The 18,013-nt window shown below is 40.3% G+C and carries 18 protein-coding genes; 17 read left to right on the top strand and 1 reads right to left on the bottom strand.

Features of this window, described 5'->3' with window-relative positions:
- Window positions 1-11 precede the first annotated feature (11 nt).
- The 10 genes from MHH33_RS09840 to lepB all read left to right on the top strand — a co-directional run bounded on the left by MHH33_RS09840 (window position 12) and on the right by lepB (window position 9,604).
- Window positions 12-785: an enoyl-CoA hydratase-related protein gene (locus MHH33_RS09840; RefSeq protein WP_342541626.1), complete on the top strand. Its 774-nt coding sequence runs from the start codon at window positions 12-14 to the stop codon at window positions 783-785.
- Between the two features lie 13 nt (window positions 786-798).
- A complete protein-coding gene (locus MHH33_RS09835) occupies window positions 799-2,316 on the top strand; it encodes an aldehyde dehydrogenase family protein (protein WP_342541625.1) in 1,518 nt (505 codons plus the stop codon).
- Window positions 2,317-2,391: 75 nt separating this feature from the next.
- Entirely contained in the window at window positions 2,392-3,264 is an 873-nt protein-coding gene (locus MHH33_RS09830; RefSeq protein ID WP_342541624.1) for a 3-hydroxyacyl-CoA dehydrogenase, read from the top strand.
- Window positions 3,261-4,466 (top strand): acetyl-CoA C-acyltransferase, encoded by a 1,206-nt coding sequence (locus MHH33_RS09825; RefSeq protein ID WP_342543758.1) that lies wholly within the window; start codon window positions 3,261-3,263, stop codon window positions 4,464-4,466. Before MHH33_RS09830 ends, MHH33_RS09825 begins: the two co-directional genes overlap by 4 nt.
- 183 nt (window positions 4,467-4,649) lie before the next feature.
- Window positions 4,650-5,426 (top strand): enoyl-CoA hydratase-related protein, encoded by a 777-nt coding sequence (locus MHH33_RS09820; RefSeq protein WP_016427275.1) that lies wholly within the window; start codon window positions 4,650-4,652, stop codon window positions 5,424-5,426.
- A gap of 105 nt (window positions 5,427-5,531) precedes the next feature.
- The gene (gene paaX, locus MHH33_RS09815) at window positions 5,532-6,392 is read left to right on the top strand and encodes a phenylacetic acid degradation operon negative regulatory protein PaaX (protein ID WP_036659697.1); all 861 of its coding nucleotides are present in this window, start codon (window positions 5,532-5,534) and stop codon (window positions 6,390-6,392) included.
- A 276-nt stretch (window positions 6,393-6,668) separates the two neighbouring features.
- Window positions 6,669-6,947, top strand: coding sequence for a hypothetical protein (locus MHH33_RS09810; protein WP_342541623.1), 279 nt, complete (start codon window positions 6,669-6,671; stop codon window positions 6,945-6,947).
- Window positions 6,948-7,050: 103 nt separating this feature from the next.
- Window positions 7,051-7,509: a GNAT family N-acetyltransferase gene (locus tag MHH33_RS09805; RefSeq protein WP_342541622.1), complete on the top strand. Its 459-nt coding sequence runs from the start codon at window positions 7,051-7,053 to the stop codon at window positions 7,507-7,509.
- 374 nt (window positions 7,510-7,883) lie between these two features.
- Entirely contained in the window at window positions 7,884-8,780 is an 897-nt protein-coding gene (locus MHH33_RS09800; RefSeq protein ID WP_342541621.1) for a YitT family protein, read from the top strand.
- A 173-nt stretch (window positions 8,781-8,953) separates the two neighbouring features.
- Window positions 8,954-9,604 carry a signal peptidase I gene (lepB, locus tag MHH33_RS09795; protein WP_342541620.1) on the top strand — a complete coding sequence of 217 codons (651 nt, stop codon included), beginning with the start codon at window positions 8,954-8,956 and terminating at the stop codon, window positions 9,602-9,604.
- Window positions 9,605-9,811: 207 nt separating this feature from the next.
- Here lepB and MHH33_RS09790 read toward each other — a convergent pair whose 3' ends face one another.
- Entirely contained in the window at window positions 9,812-10,339 is a 528-nt protein-coding gene (locus MHH33_RS09790; RefSeq protein WP_036659350.1) for a gamma carbonic anhydrase family protein, read from the bottom strand.
- 82 nt (window positions 10,340-10,421) lie between these two features.
- On the opposite strand from MHH33_RS09790, the gene MHH33_RS09785 reads away from it, so the two are divergent.
- From MHH33_RS09785 to MHH33_RS09755, 7 genes are all read left to right on the top strand, one after another.
- Window positions 10,422-11,396, top strand: a complete 975-nt coding sequence (locus tag MHH33_RS09785) for a DUF561 domain-containing protein (protein WP_342541619.1) — start codon at window positions 10,422-10,424, stop codon at window positions 11,394-11,396.
- A gap of 417 nt (window positions 11,397-11,813) precedes the next feature.
- Complete coding sequence (locus tag MHH33_RS09780) at window positions 11,814-12,956, top strand: Glu/Leu/Phe/Val dehydrogenase (protein ID WP_342541618.1); 1,143 nt, start codon at window positions 11,814-11,816, stop codon at window positions 12,954-12,956.
- Between the two features lie 139 nt (window positions 12,957-13,095).
- On the top strand, window positions 13,096-13,491 hold the full coding sequence (locus MHH33_RS09775) for a hypothetical protein (RefSeq protein WP_016427266.1): 396 nt from the start codon (window positions 13,096-13,098) through the stop codon (window positions 13,489-13,491).
- A 42-nt stretch (window positions 13,492-13,533) separates the two neighbouring features.
- On the top strand, window positions 13,534-14,682 hold the full coding sequence (locus MHH33_RS09770; protein WP_016427265.1) for a Glu/Leu/Phe/Val dehydrogenase: 1,149 nt from the start codon (window positions 13,534-13,536) through the stop codon (window positions 14,680-14,682).
- Between the two features lie 15 nt (window positions 14,683-14,697).
- Window positions 14,698-15,753, top strand: coding sequence for a pyruvate dehydrogenase (acetyl-transferring) E1 component subunit alpha (gene pdhA, locus MHH33_RS09765; RefSeq protein ID WP_342541617.1), 1,056 nt, complete (start codon window positions 14,698-14,700; stop codon window positions 15,751-15,753).
- 4 nt (window positions 15,754-15,757) lie between these two features.
- A complete protein-coding gene (locus MHH33_RS09760; protein WP_016427263.1) occupies window positions 15,758-16,774 on the top strand; it encodes an alpha-ketoacid dehydrogenase subunit beta in 1,017 nt (338 codons plus the stop codon).
- 12 nt (window positions 16,775-16,786) lie between these two features.
- The gene (locus MHH33_RS09755; RefSeq protein ID WP_342541616.1) at window positions 16,787-18,013 is read left to right on the top strand and encodes a dihydrolipoamide acetyltransferase family protein; all 1,227 of its coding nucleotides are present in this window, start codon (window positions 16,787-16,789) and stop codon (window positions 18,011-18,013) included.

The following is an 18,013-nucleotide window of genomic DNA, read 5'->3' as shown; positions in this document are numbered from 1 at the left end:
GAGTGTGTAGGATGTTTGAGACAATCCGTTACGACGTCAAAGACGGTATTGCATGGCTCTATTTAAATAGACCGGACAGTTTGAATGCATTTGTCGCTCAAATGAACCGTGAAGTAAAAGACGCAATCAAAACTGCATCCAACGATGAACATGTTCGCTGCATTGTCATATCAGGAGAAGGACGGGCATTTTGTTCTGGACAGGATTTATCGGAAGTCGATGAAAAGATGGATCACGGTCAAGTCTTGCGTGACCATTATGGTCCGATGATGAAGCAAATCAGGCAGTGTGAAAAACCACTTATCGCAGCTGTAAATGGAGTTGCGGCGGGAGCTGGATTCAGTTTAGCACTTGCTTGTGATTTCAGGCTTGTCTCAGAGCGCGCAAGTTTTATTAATGCGTTTATCCATGTTGGTCTCATTCCCGATTCAGGGAATCTCTATTATTTAACACGCCTGGTGGGTGAAGCGAAGGCTATAGAACTTTCAATATTGGGTGAAAAAGTGAAAGCAGAAGATGCATTTAATATGGGACTGGCAACACAACTTATCTCAGCGGAAAGTTGGGAAGAAGATGTAACTGCTTTTGCAAAACGCATTGCCTCTTTACCGACGAAAGCAGTCGGATTGATTAAACGGTATTTGAAAGCGGTTCCAGAACTTTCGTTTGAAGATTACCTTGAACATGAAGCTCAAGGGCAACGAATAGCAGGACTTACAAAAGATCACCGTGAAGGTGTCAATGCATTTATGGAAAAACGAAAACCTGTCTTTTCAGGACAATAGGGGGAGTAATGACATGGCAACGATCAAAGAAAATCAACTTGAGCAAGAATCAATGAAACGTGATTTTTATCATTTAATTATTAATGGTGAAAAAGTGAACAGTAGCAATGGTGATACGATTAAAACTTTCAATCCGGCTACTGGTGAATTGATTGCGGAAGTGGCAAAAGCTTCTAAAGAAGATGCTGAAAAAGCAGTTGAAGCGGCACGTAATTCTTTTGACCATGGAAAGTGGAAGCTCTATCCGATTGGTCGCCGAGCGCAGGTATTGAATAAAATTGCAGGAATCATGCGCTCTCGTTTCAATGAGCTAGTGGAATTGGAAATGCTTGATACTGGTAAATCGCTTCATGCAGCACAAGGGCAAGTGTCTCAAGCTATCGAAGATTTTGAGTTTTACGCAGGCGCAATCGTTGGGCATCGCGGCACAGTAAATAACGTTCCGGGTCAATTCCACAATTATACTGAGAAAGAGCCCGTTGGAGTTTGCGCTCAAATCATTCCATGGAACTATCCGTTAATGATGGCGGCATGGAAAATCGCACCTGCAATAGCTGTAGGATGTTCAGTAATTGTCAAACCGGCATCACTTACTCCACTCACTGCAATTATCCTTGGAGAAATCTGTCTTGAAGCAGGGGTTCCTGCAGGTGTAGTGAACGTGATTCCAGGTTCGGGAGCGGAAGTCGGAAACTTCTTAGTGGAGCATCCACGAGTAAATAAAGTTGCCTTTACAGGTTCTACACCAATCGGTAAAGACATTATGGGTAAAGCATCTGAAACATTAAAACGCGTGACATTGGAGCTTGGCGGTAAATCTCCAAGTCTAGTATTTGAAGATGCAGATATTGATGCTGCGGTTGATGGATCATTATTTGGCATATTCTATAATTCGGGCCAATCATGTGAGGCACGTTCTCGTTTATACGTCCATGAAGACATTTACGATGAATTCATGAACAAGTTTGTAGAAAAAGCGAAGAAATTACAGATGGGCAATCCGTTTGATAAAGCAACTCATGTGGGGGCCATTATTGATCAAGCACAACTTGAAACAATTGATGGCTATGTCCAATCCGCTAAAAAAGAAGGAGCGGAAATCCTTGTCGGAGGAAATATCGCGAAACCAGAAGGCTATGAAAATGGTTTCTGGTATGAGCCGACAATCATCGCAAACGTAAATCACGACATGAAGGCTGTAACAGATGAAATCTTCGGACCAGTTGTCGTTGTGATGAAATTCAAAGATGAAAAAGAAGCGATCCGCCTAGCAAACGATACTGAGTTCGGATTAGGTTCGGCTGTCTGGTCTAAAGATGGAGCACGTGCTACTCGCGTTGCCAATCAGATTCAAGCTGGAATCGTTATGGTCAACTGTCCGTTCTCTGCTTTCCCTGGAACGCCTTTTGGCGGCTATAAACAATCCGGATTCGGGCGCGAACTATGCATAGAAACATTGGACCTTTATACAGAAACGAAAAGTATTTTATCGTACTATGGTAGCCGTCCTTTAAATCCGTTCGGTCTATAAAATCTTTTGAATGACGGACAGGGAGTTATCCAACCCCCTGTCCGTATTCTTTCACCTCAAAAGGAGGAATATCTCGTGATTAACCGTATGGTTGTTGTCGGTTCAGGTTTGATGGGCAGAGGAATTGCTTATGTTGGCGCAGTTGGTGGTTATGATGTAACTGTAGTCGACATACATGAACATGCATTGGAAAATGCAAAAAAGGAAATTGAACGAATGTTTGAAAAAGGGGTAGCGCTTGGGAAATTATCTTCTGATCATGCTTCAAATGCATTGCGGAACTTAAGTTTTCAACCAAACTTATCCGAAGCTGCACGAGAAGCGGATTTGATTATTGAAGCGGTTCCTGAAGAGATTACTATAAAAAAACGAGTGTTTGAAACAATGGAAGAACACGCACCTGCTCATTGTTATTTCGCGACGAATACGTCAACGATGAGTCCGACAGAAATTGCTTCATTTGCAAAACGACCTGATAAAACGATAGCGATGCATTTTTTCAATCCTGTACATAAGATGCCGCTTGTTGAAATTGTCCGTGGCTTGGAAACCAGTGATGAAACTGCCAAAACAATCAAAGAAGTTGCAGAAAAGATGGGCAAAGAAACGGTTGTTATCAATGAATTCCCGGGATTTGTTACTAGTAGGATTAGTGCCCTCGTTGGTAACGAAGCCTTCTACATGCTTCAGGAAGGACTTGGCACACCTGAAGAAATTGATAAAGCAATTAAGCTCGGCTTAAATTATCCAATGGGTCCATTCGAACTTGTAGATTTGGTAGGACTCGACACTCGCCTAAACAACTTAAACTATTTACATGCAAAGCTCGGGGAGAAATACCGCCCGGCACCGCTCCTTGAACAATATGTCAAAGCGGGTCGTCTCGGACGAAAAACCGGCAAGGGTGTATACGACTATACAATAGAAGAAGAGTGGGTCAAGAAATGAGAGAAGTGGTCATCGTAGACGCAGTAAGAACACCTATTGGAAGATATAACGGTGCATTAAAAGATGTGCGACCTGATGACTTGGGGGCAGTCGTGATCAAGGCATTGATTGAGCGTAATCCAGGTCTGATAACTTCACAAATTGAAGAAGTTGTTTTAGGGAATGCCAATCAGGCAGGAGAAGATAACCGCAATGTTGCACGTATGTCTGCATTATTAGCAGGACTTCCGGTTGAAGTGGCAGGCACCACGATAAATCGTCTGTGCGGTTCAGGTCTTGACGCTGTTATGTATGCGGCGAGAGCCATTGCAGTGGGAGATGGAGATGTTTACATCGCTGGTGGAACTGAAAGCATGACGCGCGCACCACTGGTCATGGCAAAACCAACTCAAGCATTCCCCAGAGGCAATATGGAATTGCAGGATACTACAATTGGTTGGCGCTTTACCAATAGTAAGTTAAAAGAGATGTACGGAACGGACTCGATGCCCGAGACTGCGGAAAATGTAGCTCAGCGATTCAAAATTACACGAGCGAGTCAGGATCAATTTGCTTTTGAAAGTCAGCAACGAGCTAAAAAAGCATTGGAAGAAAACCGTTTTGCTGATGAGATTGTTCCGGTTGTTTATGTGGACCGAAAAGGAAATAACGTAGTGGTGAAGCAGGATGAGCATCCTCGTCCGGATACTACTTTTGAGAAACTCAGTCAGCTGAAACCGATTTTTAAAGATGGTACGGTTACGGCAGGGAACGCTTCAGGGGTGAATGACGGTGCGTCTGCTTTGTTGCTGATGAGTGCAGAAAAAGCGAAAGAATTGAACTTAACACCTCTGGCGAAATACGTGGCCGGTGCTACAGCTGGCCTCGAACCAAATGTGATGGGGCTAGGTCCTATTTACGCGACGAGAAAAGTATTGGAACGAACCGGTCTGACTGCAAATGATATTGGATTGGTTGAATTAAATGAAGCTTTTGCCTCACAGTCGCTAGAGTGTATAAAGCAATTAGAGCTGGACGATAAAAAAGTGAATGTTAATGGTGGTGCGATTGCTTTTGGTCACCCTCTTGGTGCCAGTGGCGCAAGAATATTAACCACACTTTTATATGAAATGAAAAGAGAGAACGTTCAATATGGCCTGGCTACGATGTGTATCGGAGTCGGTCAGGGAATCGCAACAATTATCGAGAATATATCGGAATAAGTTCAAATGTCCAAATAAGGCTGCCCCTCAGTTATAAAAATGGCAACATATCACAGAGAAAACGGGGTATTCACCAGCATTTACTTATAATGCTAATAGTTCTGTAACGATTTCCGAGATTGAATAAAGCAAGACTTGAATGATTTAAAACTGCTGCACTTATTATTTGGAGGGAGGAGCAGTATGTCAACTGTTCTATATAGAAAAGAAAACCATATCGGGTATGTGACCATTAATAGAGAACAAGCTTTGAACTGCTTTAATTTCGAAACGCTTCAGGAACTGCAATCGGTGACAGATTCAATCTCTCTTGATCCAGATGTTCGTGTTGTTATTTTCACTGGAGCTGGGGATAAAGCATTCAGTGCCGGAGCCGATTTAAAAGAACGCAAGACGCTGACTGAAACCGAAGTTCGAAGAAATGTGAGAGCTATTAGAGATGTATTTAATAGCATCGCAAATCTTCCTCAGCCCACGATTGCTGCCGTAAATGGCTATGCTTTTGGTGGGGGTTTTGAATTGATGATTGCCTGTGATTTTTCAATTGCAGCAAAAGATGTTCAGATGGGATTAACCGAAACAAGCTGGGCCATCATCCCAGGTGCTGGGGGTACTCAACGACTTCCAAGACTTGTAGGAGAAATGAAAGCAAAAGAACTGATTTTCACGGCTAGAAAGTTCACAGCTGAGGAAGGTGTCGAACTTGGCATCGTATTAAAAGTCGTAGAGAAAAAACAGTTGCTAGAAACATGCGAGCAGTTCGCTTTAAATATGATGAAAAATGGTCCTGTTGCGATTAAACAGGCAAAGTACGCTATTTCAACTGGAATGAATACAGACTTGCAGACAGGGTTAGCTATTGAGTCGAAAGCTTATGAGTTGGTGATTCCGACTACTGATCGTATCGAAGCTTTAAACGCATTTAGTGAAAAACGTCGTCCAATATTCACTGGGATTTAATGTTCATTTTAGTAATATAACGATATAATGAAAAATGGAATAAATCTTGATATATGTTGAATAGCAAAAAAGAAAGAGTGAAATGAATTGGCAAACACACAATCCATGATTTTTACAATTTATGGTGATTACATCCGGCATTACGGAAACAAAATATGGATTGGTAGTTTAATTCGCCTGTTAAAAGAATTTGGACATAATGAACAATCCGTGCGCGTAGCGGTTTCCAGAATGATGAAGCAAGGATGGATTGAGTCTGAAAAAAAAGGCAATAAGAGTTATTATTTCTTGACCCCACGTGGTGAAGCCCGTATGGAAGAAGCGGCAGTCCGCATATTCAAATTAACACCAGACGAGTGGGATGGAAAATGGCGTATGCTGATGTATACGATTCCTGAAGAAAAGAGACAGATTCGCGATGAACTTCGTAAAGAACTGTTATGGAGCGGGTTTGGCAGCTTTTCAAACGGTTGCTGGATTTCACCGAACAATCTAGAAAAAGAAGTGAATCTTCTAATTGAAAAGTACGAGATTCAAGATTATGCAGATTTCTTCGTGTCCTCATATAAAGGACCGCAAGCAGATCGATCACTCGTCGAAAAAAGCTGGCCCCTTCAAGAGATAGAAATGAAATATCAGGAATTCATTTCGACCTACAGCAAACAGTTCATCGTCCATCAAAGCATGATGAGCAAAGGCCAGATGTCGGATGCCGAATGTTTTGTGGAACGCACGAAGCTTGTTCATGAATACCGAAAATTTCTCTTCGCAGATCCTGGACTTCCAAAAGAGTTGCTTCCGGAAATATGGAATGGTCATCATGCGGCACTGTTGTTCGAACAATACTATAAATTGCTTGCTCAATCAGCAAGTCAATTCTTCGAAGAGGTCTTCCAAGAAGACAATGATATGCGGTGGAAAGACAAATCATATGATGCGGATGACCATCCTTTAATGAGTGAATGAGTCAAAAGGAATTTTTAATTAACAAATTAGAAACATCGCTGACCAACTAAACCATTCCTCTCAAACAATAAATATGTAATAAAGACTACCAACAAATTTTAAATTGATTTGTTGGTCATTTTTTATTTATATGAAAACTAAAATAATAGCCATTGTGTGGAGCTTGATTAGTTGAAGAATATAAAAAACAGGATAACTAATCAACTATGTAGAATGTTCATGTAAAACCAAAATTAGGTTACTGAAGTTTATTCAAAAATAAATGGGGGTTACATATTGAACGAGAAAACGACGAGATTAGCTTTAACAGGGGCAATTGTAGTTTTAAGTATTTCCATTCTTTATTCATCATTTCAAATTTCAGGAGCAATAAGAGATACTTCAACCAATGGAACAACTAAGGATGAAGAGCAAAACAGATATGAATTAATTTCACCAAACGACAGCAATATTATTATTTTTGATAAACAAAGTGGAGATTATTGGAGAAAATTTATTGAAACTAACGAAGGACCTACCGAATGGGAAAAACAGACATCTCCACTCGTTAAATAATCAATTTAAATCAGTGAGCTGCATAGTCAGCTCTTTTTCTAATCCGACTTACTAACATAAAACAACATATAGAGCAGTTAACAAAACTAAAGGAGATTTTGTAATGAACCATCATAAATTGATAATTACTCAGTACAACGCTAAATATGCTGAACAAACAGTGGATATGTGGCGAGAAAGTAAGGAACAGGCTATTGGTCAGAAAGAAATTCACAGCTTTGAAAATCACGTATATTTTTTAAATCATATATTACCTGAACAGTTTCAAATAGATTTAGCGTTAATTGATGAAAACGTAGTTGGAATGATTGTCTATAATGAAATGGAAATAAGCCAATTATATATTCATATAGATTACCAAGGAATTGGTATAGGTCATTCATTACTAGATAAAGTAAAAGCACAATCAAGTGGGAGATTAACATTATACACATTTGAAGTAAATGAGAATGCACAACGATTTTATGAAAAACATGGATTTGAAATCATCGGCAGAGGACATGAAAATGAAGAGAATTTACCTGATATTCAATATGAATGGATATCCAAAAAAATGCTGTAATCGGGTTCCCCTTTTAGGGGGGGGTCTAATGGTCGTCGTACAGTTCTCACCTAAATAATGCTAGGTGGATACCTTGTCGTTTCGGACGACCGAGCAAAAAATGTCGATGCAGTAACTGAAGAAGAATTTAAATATAATTACGAGGAATTTAATACGAAATTACAATTGTTTTAAAGTTCGGAGGGACTCATCCTTATATAACTCCCATGAAAATAATAATCTAAATGAGGACGATAATAATGGATGATTGAAAGCTTGAATCAGGTGTTATTAAGGTGAAAATACGGTTCTTTACTTTATTGGTATGTTAAAATAACTAAAACAAGGTAAAAAATATGTTATCAATCCGTGTAATTTATGTAAGGGGAAATTTGATGAAAGAGACATTAAACGAGAAAATTAAAAAGAAAACAATCGCAAAGCAAAAAAATCTTAAAATTATTTTGCGAGCACTATTGGTCATTATTGGGGGCTTTATTACTGCATATGGACTAGAAGCGGTATTAATCCCGAACAATGTCTCAGATGGTGGTGTGACAGGCCTAAGTATTGTTGGGTCAGAATTGTTCGATTTGCCTTTAGGAGCACTTATTGCAATACTGAATCTCCCGTTCGTATTTTTAGGTTATAAGCAAATCGGTAAGCGTTTTGCTATATACTCAGTAATCGGGATAGCATCCTTAGCAGTTGGCACGATCCTTATGCACGGAGTATCAACCATCATTCATGGCGATACTTTGTTAGTAACCGTTGTCGGCGGTATTATAATTGGTTTCGGTATGGGTTTAGCCTTACGAAATGGTGGCGCCTTAGATGGAATTGATATGTTAGCCGTATTACTATCCAGAAAATTACCTTTTGGAACAAGCGATCTTATCTTATTTTTAAACGTCTTTGTCTTTATTGTTGTTTCGTTAGTTTTCGGTTTTCAAGGGGCTATCTTATCGGCAATCGCTTACTTTATTGCTTCTAAAGTTATTCACATTGTTGAAGAAGGTTTAAGTGGTTCTAAAACCTTTAAAATTATTACGAATCAACCCGAAATCATGGTAGAGACAATTCGTGACCGCTTAGGCCGTGGAGCCACATATAGCATCGTTGAAGGCGGCTACTCAAATGAGCAATTTAAAGAAATCACTTGTGTAATTAATCGCTTGGAAGAAAGTAAAATGAAAGAAATCATACAGGAAATTGACGTCAATGCATTTGTAACGATATATGAAGTGGTGGAAGTTAGTGGCGGTAGGTTCAAAAAGAAAGATATTCATTAATCTTCTTTGAATCACTGACAAAGTGTATTCTTGGGAAGATATTATTTATAAATGTTAGACAGACGCTGATTAAAGTTCAGCGTTTTTTTATTTTTATTGTTCACGGAATATTCATTATTTTTAATGATTAAATGGATATTTTTGGTATAACATAAATGAAGGAGATGGTTGAGTTGAAAAAGTATTTACTGATTGGAGTGGCAGTATTATTGACTGCGTGTTCACCAGAGGTTGCTTCGAATGATATGGAAACGATTACAGACAAAGACACAAAACCAGAAGTCGAATTGGTAGAACCTCTTGAAAATTCGTTGTTATTGGAATGGGATTACGACAATATGGATAGAGGTGACCACGATTATGAAACATCGGCTCATCCCCGTTTAGTTGTTGATCCTGAAGACAAGGAAATTAAACGCGGAGATGTTATTTACTTCAAATCACCCGACTTCACAATAGAAAGCAATCCAGACTTCAATATGCCTGAGTATTACATTTCAAGAGTAGTTGGGCTAGAGGGCGAAACCGTAGAGATTAAGAAGGGTCAAGTATTTATAGATGGCAAGAAACTAGATACTTTTTATTCTAAAGTGTTGAGAAGAGGTCAGAATGAAGAGGGATTTTTCAAAGAATCCGACCTTGCTACTAGAAGTGACGATGAATATTGGAAAGAATACTTTGCAACAACTATGGAGCCTGTAAAAGTTGAAGCGAACACTGTATTTGTCTTGGGAGATAACTGGTGGAGAAGTACTGATAGTAAAGATTTTGGAGTCTTACCGATTGAAAATGTGAAAGGAAAGGTATTAGGTTACAAGAAGTGATATGTGGAATAAAATATGTATTTTTGAAGAAAAAGTATTGAAACTTTACTGTCTAATTAAAGGGGGATAATTAGATGAAGAAAACAGGGTTCTATTGAGATGATACACCTCTCAATAGAACCCTTTAGAAAAATACGGTGCATTTTGCTGATCATTTTTAATGTAAACCGGAACAAGTTACCCGTTGGCCCAGTTCCCAGTTTTTACTTATTCAGTTTCTTTGCTTTGAAGAATTTCTCGGTAGTCGTATCCTTTTTGAACATACGTATCAATGGAAAGCTGGATAATTTCAAAGTCTTTATCGCTCAGTTCCCTAACTACTTTTCCTGGCGATCCCACAACTAATGAACGCGGTGGGAATTTTTTGCCGGGAGGAATTAATGTATTGGCACCGATGATGCATTCTTCCCCGATTTCAGCATGATCCAGTATGGTGGAACCCATGCCGATGATCGAACGTTTTCCAATTTTACAGCCGTGTAAGATGACATTATGGCCAACTGTTACTTCGTCTTCAACTATAACAGGTGCATCTTCATACAAATGAATCGTAGAATTGTCTTGAATACTGCATCTTTTTCCAATCGAAATAAGTCCTTCATCTCCACGTAAAACGGCGTTGAACCAAATAGTTGATTCTTCCCCTACTATTACTTCTCCGATAATTTTCGCTCCTGGCGCAACGAATACCGTTGAAGCTAGTTTAGGTGTATTTCCTTTAAATGAAATAATCAACATTATTACCCCCAATTCAAATTCACGCAATTGTCTTTCAACTACAATTACTATAACATATTCTAGTAGAGGTGAATGGAAAATGAAATATGTTTGTGAGATGTTGCAAATTGACTACCCAATTATACAGGGGGGGATGGGGAATATAAGCAATGCCCCGTTAACTTCTGCTGTGTCCGAAGCTGGTGGATTAGGAACGATCGGGTGTGGAACGATGACACCTGACGAAGTGGAACAAATTATCCTTCAAACGAAACAACAGACGAAACGAAACTTCGCGATCAACATCGCCATTAATGTCTCTCCATATACAAAAGAATTAATTGAGCTCGTTATTAAACATGGCATTCCGATTGTTTCTTTATCAGCTGGAAACCCAGTTCCTTTTATTCAGACTTTACATGAGCATGGTGTGAAAGTGATTGTTCTTGTAGCTTCCGTAAAACATGCACAAAAAGCGGAAGCGGCAGGTGCCGATCTTCTAGTGGCGGAAGGATTTGAAGCTGCGGGTATCAATTCCAATCTTGAATTGACGACATTCACACTCATTCCTCAGATTGTGAAAAATGTCCAACTCCCCGTTATTGCAGCTGGTGGTATCGGAGACGGTAAAGGACTCGCGGCTGCACTGATGCTGGGGGCGAGCGGTGTTCAAATTGGAACACGATTGATTGCCACCAAAGAAGCACCATTCCACGACAACTATAAGAACAGTTTAGTGAATGCGAGTGATACAGCAACGATTATTGTAGGACGCAGTGTAGGAATGCTGAGAAGAATCTTGAAGACACCTTATTCACAGAAACTGGACGAACATGAACAACAAGGCATGACCTTTGCACAATACGGTGAAATGACTACCGAAAAGCATCACGTCAAAGGTGCAATGGATGGTGATTTGGAAAACGGTTTTATCAATAGCGGTCAGATAGCTGGTTTGATTGACCATATCCCGAGTGTCAAGGAATTGGTAGAGAGCATGTTGGATGAAGCAAACCATCAAATCAACCGAACTTCAAAAGAATTGAATCAAATGCTTAATAGAAAATATGAATAATGGGAACACATCATATTTGTTATTTGTTCCAGTATTTCTCACAGATCCAGATGAATCGTGAGTCGTACACCGTAAATCAAAAGCCCTTCCAAGTCGCTAACAAAGGAAGGGCTCTTTCTCTATCTAATTGTTCCTTTAACATTATAAAACTACGTACAATAAGCACTTGTTGAACGAATTGAAAATGCAAAAGATGACTTGTTAAAAATAAGTATCTATTAATTCCAAAAATATAGAGTTTTCCGATTATTGTATTGACTATAATATTACATTTTGATAATATTACGTTGAAATAGTGTTATACGATGAAGTGCATCATACAATGGATTAAAGAAATAAATGAATATAAATGTCGATAATTTTATTATGTAAAGTAAAGTGAATGTTACATCTTTGGCTTAAGAGGGGGATTGATGGATGGAAACTGCTAAAAGCATTCCATTGTCTGGCGAATTTGAACTCTTTGAAAGGATGGCAGAGCATGAACAAGTAGTTTTTTGTAATGATCCTTCAACCGGTCTCCGTGCGATTATTGCCATCCATAACACAACGGTAGGACCCGCTTTAGGGGGGTGTCGGATGCATCCATATCGAAGCGTCGAAGAGGCACTCGAAGATGCCCTCAGATTATCCAAAGGAATGAGCTATAAATGTGCGGCTGCAGGTGTGGATTTTGGTGGTGGAAAAGCAGTTATTATCGGGGATCCGAAATCAGATAAATCACCTGAGTTGTTTCGGGCATTCGGTCAATTTATAAATTCATTAGGCGGCAGATTTTATACTGGGACGGATATGGGTACGACCATGGAAGATTTCATACACGCTTCAAAAGAGACACATTACATTGTAGGTCTACCAGTGGCATATGGAGGTGGGGGCGATTCCTCTGTTCCTACGGCAGCGGGTGTTCTTTATGGCATAAAGGCAACGAATCAATCTCTTTTTGGCAAGCCAGACTTGGGTGGAAGAACATACGCCATTCAAGGTTTAGGAAAAGTAGGATCTAAAGTTGCCATCGGTTTACTTGAAGAAGGGGCACATCTCTATGTTACCGATATCAGTCATGAAAGTCTGAGAATAATAGAAGAATTAGCCTCAACTACATCGGGAACAGTGAAGGTTGTTGGAAGTGAAGATATCTATTCACAGGAAGCGGATGTATTTGTCCCTTGTGCACTTGGAGGAATCATTAACGATCAGACAATTGAACAGTTCCAGGTGAAAGCAATAGCAGGATCTGCAAACAATCAATTGCTAAATGAAACGCATGGCAGAAGACTTCAGCAAAAGGGCATTCTGTACGCACCAGATTATATTATCAATTCAGGCGGACTGATTCAGGTGGCTGATGAATTGTATGGCATTAATCACGCAAGAGTCCTTGCTAAAACAAGGCATATCTATGATGCCATTTTAGAAGTATACGAGATGGCTATAAAAAATGGGATTTCGACGATGGAAGCTGCAAATATGATGTGTGACAAAAGAATTGAAAACAAAAGGAATAGAAATGGCTTTTTCACTACAGCAATGAAACCAAAGTGGGCATTCCGCAAATGATTTTCAAAATCGCTTTGTAAACGTTTACATTTATGTGTTGATTATTTGAAAATCTTTCTGGAATATAAACTTTTTTCTATTAATCTACGATTTCGTTCATAACATGTACATAAACTAAATAGTAAGTAGGAGATAGATCATGAAACGAGGACTGGAGTTAGGCAGAGAAGAATCGATCGAAATCATTGTGACAGAGGATATGTATGCTGCATTTGAAGGTGAAGTCGTTCACCCTGTCTATTCAACAGTAGCAATGACATACCATATGGAGTGGGTTTCAAGAAAAATCATTCTTCCTTTTTTGGAAGAGCATGAAGAGGGAATGGGTGCATCAGTCCAACTGAAACATATTGCTGCATCACCTCTTGGTTCAGTCGTGTCTTTGACAGCTAATGTGATCGAACTTCGCGACAATTTTGTTAAGACAAAAGTAACGGCACGAAACCATTTAGGTGTAATTGGGAAAGGTGAAGTCATGCAAGTCATCCTATCAAAAGAAACAATAGCCAATAAGTTAAAAGAAGCGTCAGTCTAAATTTAGCAAATTCAAGTGATAGATTTTAAGGAGGCTTTTCGAATGAAAGTTGCAGAAAGAACATCAATGGCTAAAGAATTTGAACTCTTCGATAAAATGAGTGCACATGAACAAGTGGTTTTTTGTAACGATCCTTCCACTGGTTTGCGTGCCATCATTGCAATCCATAATACAACTCTCGGTCCTGCACTCGGCGGATGCCGTATGCAACCTTATAACAGTATGGACGAGGCACTGGAAGATGTTCTGCGATTGTCAAAAGGGATGACTTACAAATGCGCTGCCGCTGATGTTGATTTTGGAGGCGGAAAAGCAGTCATAATCGGGGATCCGAAAACAGATAAGTCACCTGAACTGTTCCGTGCATTCGGTCAATTTGTCAATTCTTTAGGTGGCCGTTTTTATACTGGAACAGATATGGGTACGGCAATGGATGATTTCATACACGCTTCAAAAGAAACCAATTTTATCAACGGCCTTCCGGTCGAATATGGTGGTGGCGGGGATTCATCTATTCCGACGGCAGCAGGTGTCCTATACGGCATTAAAGCGACCAATCATATGCTCTTTGGAAACGATGAATTGGGCGGACACACCTATGCCATTCAAGGCCTTGGAAAGGTTGGATTTAAAGTTGCATGCGGATTGCTTGAAGCTGGTGCTGAAATTTTCGTAACAGATATCCATCAGGATAGTATAGATGCCATTAAAGCGAAAGCAGCAACAACTGCCGGCAAAGTGACCGTGATAGCAAAAGAAGATATTTATTCACAGCAGGCAGATATATTCGTTCCTTGTGCATTTGGTGGAATCATCAATGACAATACAATCGCTCAGTTTAAAGTAAAAGCAATCGTTGGTGCAGCTAACAATCAACTATTGAATGACACTCACGGGAAAATGTTACACGAAAAAGGAATTTTATACGCTCCTGATTATATCGTCAATTCCGGCGGCCTTATTCAAGTAGCTGATGAATTGTACGGGATTAATCATGAACGTGTACTTGCCAAAACAAAACATATTTATGATGCGATTTTGGAAGTGTTCAAGGAAGCGAGCAGCAGCGGCAAAACAACAGAAGAATCCGCAAATGAGATGTGTGAAAAACGAATTGTGGAAAGATCGAAGCGAAATAGCTTCTACACAGCACCAGCTAAACCAAAGTGGTCCATACGCAACTTATCCTGAATGGAGGCAAGTTAAGTGGAACAAAACTATCCGATCAAAAGAATAATAGACGATCAAGGCGTTCTCGTTGATGAAAGTTATAAAAATACGATTGATGAAAAATTGGTAAAAGAATTGTATTACAACATGCTGCGTATCCGCACTTATGACAGAAAATCTATTAACTTGCAACGACAAGGGCGACTTGGTACATATGCGCCTTTCGAAGGGCAAGAAGCAGCACAGGTAGGAAGTGCGTTAGCGCTTGAGGAGAATGACTGGGTCTTCCCGACTTATCGTGACCATGGTGCGACTCTGACTTTTGGAAAAAGCATGACTAGAACATTTTTGTATTGGAATGGAAGAGTAGAAGGGTGTGTACCACCTGAAGGTAGAAATATCTTTCCTCCGGCTGTACCGATTGCTACTCAACTGCCTCATGCTGCGGGTGCAGCTTGGGCAGAAAAGCTGAAAGGAACAAAAAATGCCTCCATTGCTTATTTCGGGGACGGAGCCACTTCAGAAGGTGACTTTCATGAAGGACTGAATTTTGCGAGCGTATTCAAAGTTCCAGTCGTTTTCTTCAATCAAAATAACGGCTATGCGATTTCAGTTCCGATGGAAAAACAAATGAATTCCAAGACGATTGCACAAAAGTCAGTTGCTTATGGAATACCAGGTGTCCGTATTGACGGAAATGATTGTCTGGCGGTCTACTTTGAAACGAAAAAAGCATTTGACCGTGCACGTAATGGAGATGGACCGACATTAATAGAAGCAGTTACATGGCGAAAAGGTGCTCACACGACTGCGGATGATCCATCGAAATATCGCCCTGCGGAACAAGGCCAGCATATTGTTGACCCTATGGAACGAATGGAATTGTTCATGAAAAACTATGGCTACTGGGATGAACAGTGGATTAAGGAAATGACAGAAAAAACAGCGAATGAAGTCGAAGCGGCTGTCGATGAAATGGAAAACTACCCACCGCCAAACGTGGAAGATGTTTTCAATCATGTATTCGCAGTATTGCCCGTTCAACTCGCTGAACAGAAAGAAGCATATCTTGCACATTTGGGGAGGCGGTGACAGGATGACGACAATGAAAGAATCAAATCATGAAGAGGCACAGACAACCCAGATGACGATGATCCAGGCAATTAATGATGGCATGCGATTATTGCTCGAAGAGGATGATCGTACCATCATCCTGGGTGAAGACATCGGGAAAAATGGAGGAGTGTTCCGTGCGACAGAAGGGCTTCAGGAAAAGTTCGGAGCCGACCGTGTAGTGGATACCCCACTAGCTGAATCCGGCATCATTGGAACGTCCATTGGTCTTGCTGTTAACGGATTCAAACCGATTGCGGAAATACAGTTCCTTGGTTTTATCTATCCCGCATACGAACAAATCATGACCCATGTTTCCCGTATCCGTATGCGTTCAATGTCACATTTTACGGTACCTATGGTCATCAGGGCCCCATACGGAGCGGGAATTCGTGCACCTGAAATCCATTCCGATAGTACAGAAACTTTGTTCACTCATATGCCGGGAATAAAAGTTGTCTGCCCTTCAAATCCGTATGATGCAAAAGGGTTACTGATTGCAGCTATGGAAGATCCAGACCCGGTACTGGTCCTGGAAACGATGAAAAACTATCGTTCGCAAAGAGAAGAAGTACCTGTTGGAAAATATACGGTGGAAATTGGCAAAGGAAAAGTCGTCCGTGAAGGTACGGATGTCACTTTGATTGCATGGGGTGCCATGGTTGCAATCGCTGAAAAAGCGGCCGTACAGGCAGAGAAAAAAGGCATCAGTTGTGAAATTATCGATCTTCGTACACTCTATCCGATTGATCGGGACATTATTGCACAGTCCGTCCAAAAGACGACAAGAGCGGTTATTATTCATGAAGCGCATCATACCGGAGGGCTCGGTAATGATATTGTGTCCATAATCAATGACACGTCGTTCCTATATTTACGTGCTCCAATCGAAAGAGTTACGGGCTTTGATGTTCCTGTTCCTTTCTTCACTTTGGAAGAACATTACCTTCCTACACCTGCCCGTATTGTTGAAGGGATTGAAAAAGTGGTTCATTTTTAAGGGGGAAATGCCATGCTCGAAGTAAAACTACATGACATTGGAGAAGGGATGACCGAAGGAGAGATTGTCCATTACTTGGTTAAAGTTGGGGACTCCGTACGTACGGATCAACCACTTGTTGAAGTACAGACCGATAAAATGGTTGCAGAACTTACTTCTCCCTGCTCAGGTATCGTAAAAAAAATCATTATCGATGCCGGCGAAACGGTTAGAGTCGGAACTAGCCTGATTTATATCGAAGCGGATGAATCAGTAAAAACAGTACAAAAAACATCCCCTGAAATGAAACAGGAAGTAAAAAACGAAATGATTACTCCAACTGTCTTTAAAGAGAAGAATATGCAGACGACTTTCACCCGTGTCTTGGCAGCGCCATACACTCGTAAAATTGCGCGTGAACATAACATTAATATAGAAGATGTCCAAGCATCTGATCCATCTGGAAGAGTGACGGAGGAAGATGTTTATCGATTCCTGAAAGGTCATCAAACTGAAACTTATCAAGAATCAGTTATGGCGGTCCCTCAGTCAGCAGTTCGTCAGGAAACACCTGATGAAATTCCGTTTAAAGGCATACGCAAAAAAATCGCGGAAAAGATGACGAAATCATTATTCACAATTCCGCATGTTACCCATTTTGATGAAGTGAACATGACGAACTTATTTAAAATGAGAGAAGAATTGAAAGCGTCCGGTGAATCGGTCAGCGTCTCTGCTTTCCTCATTAAAGCTCTAGTCATTTCATTAAAAGACTTCCCAATTTTCAATGCCGAACTTGATGAAGAAAATAATCGGATTCTTCTTAAGAAAAATTATCATATCGGAATCGCTACAAACACAGATAGCGGCTTGATTGTTCCGGTCGTTCACGATGCGGATAAGAAATCGATTAAAACGATCCATTCAGATGTAAAAGGTTTGACAGAAAGAGCGGTCGCCGGGAAACTACAACCGTTTGAAATGCAGAACAGCACATTTACTGTAAGTAATGTCGGTCCGCTTGGCAGTACAGGCGCTACACCTATTATCAACTATCCGGAAACGGCATTGATTGCTTTCCATAAAACTAAAAAACAACCAATTGTCAATGAGCTGGATGAAATTGTCATCGGTCATATCATGACACTCTCCATGGCTTTTGACCACAGAGTCGCAGATGGTGCAACCGCTGTAGCATTTACAAACCGCTTTGCGAGCCTTATTGAACACCCACATAAATTGATGATGGAGATGATTTAA

This window comes from Paenisporosarcina sp. FSL H8-0542, from assembly GCF_038632915.1.
GTDB lineage: Bacteria > Bacillota > Bacilli > Bacillales_A > Planococcaceae > Paenisporosarcina.
The sequence above is the reverse complement of the archived record's forward strand: the minus strand, read 5'-3'. Positions and strand labels throughout refer to the sequence as shown.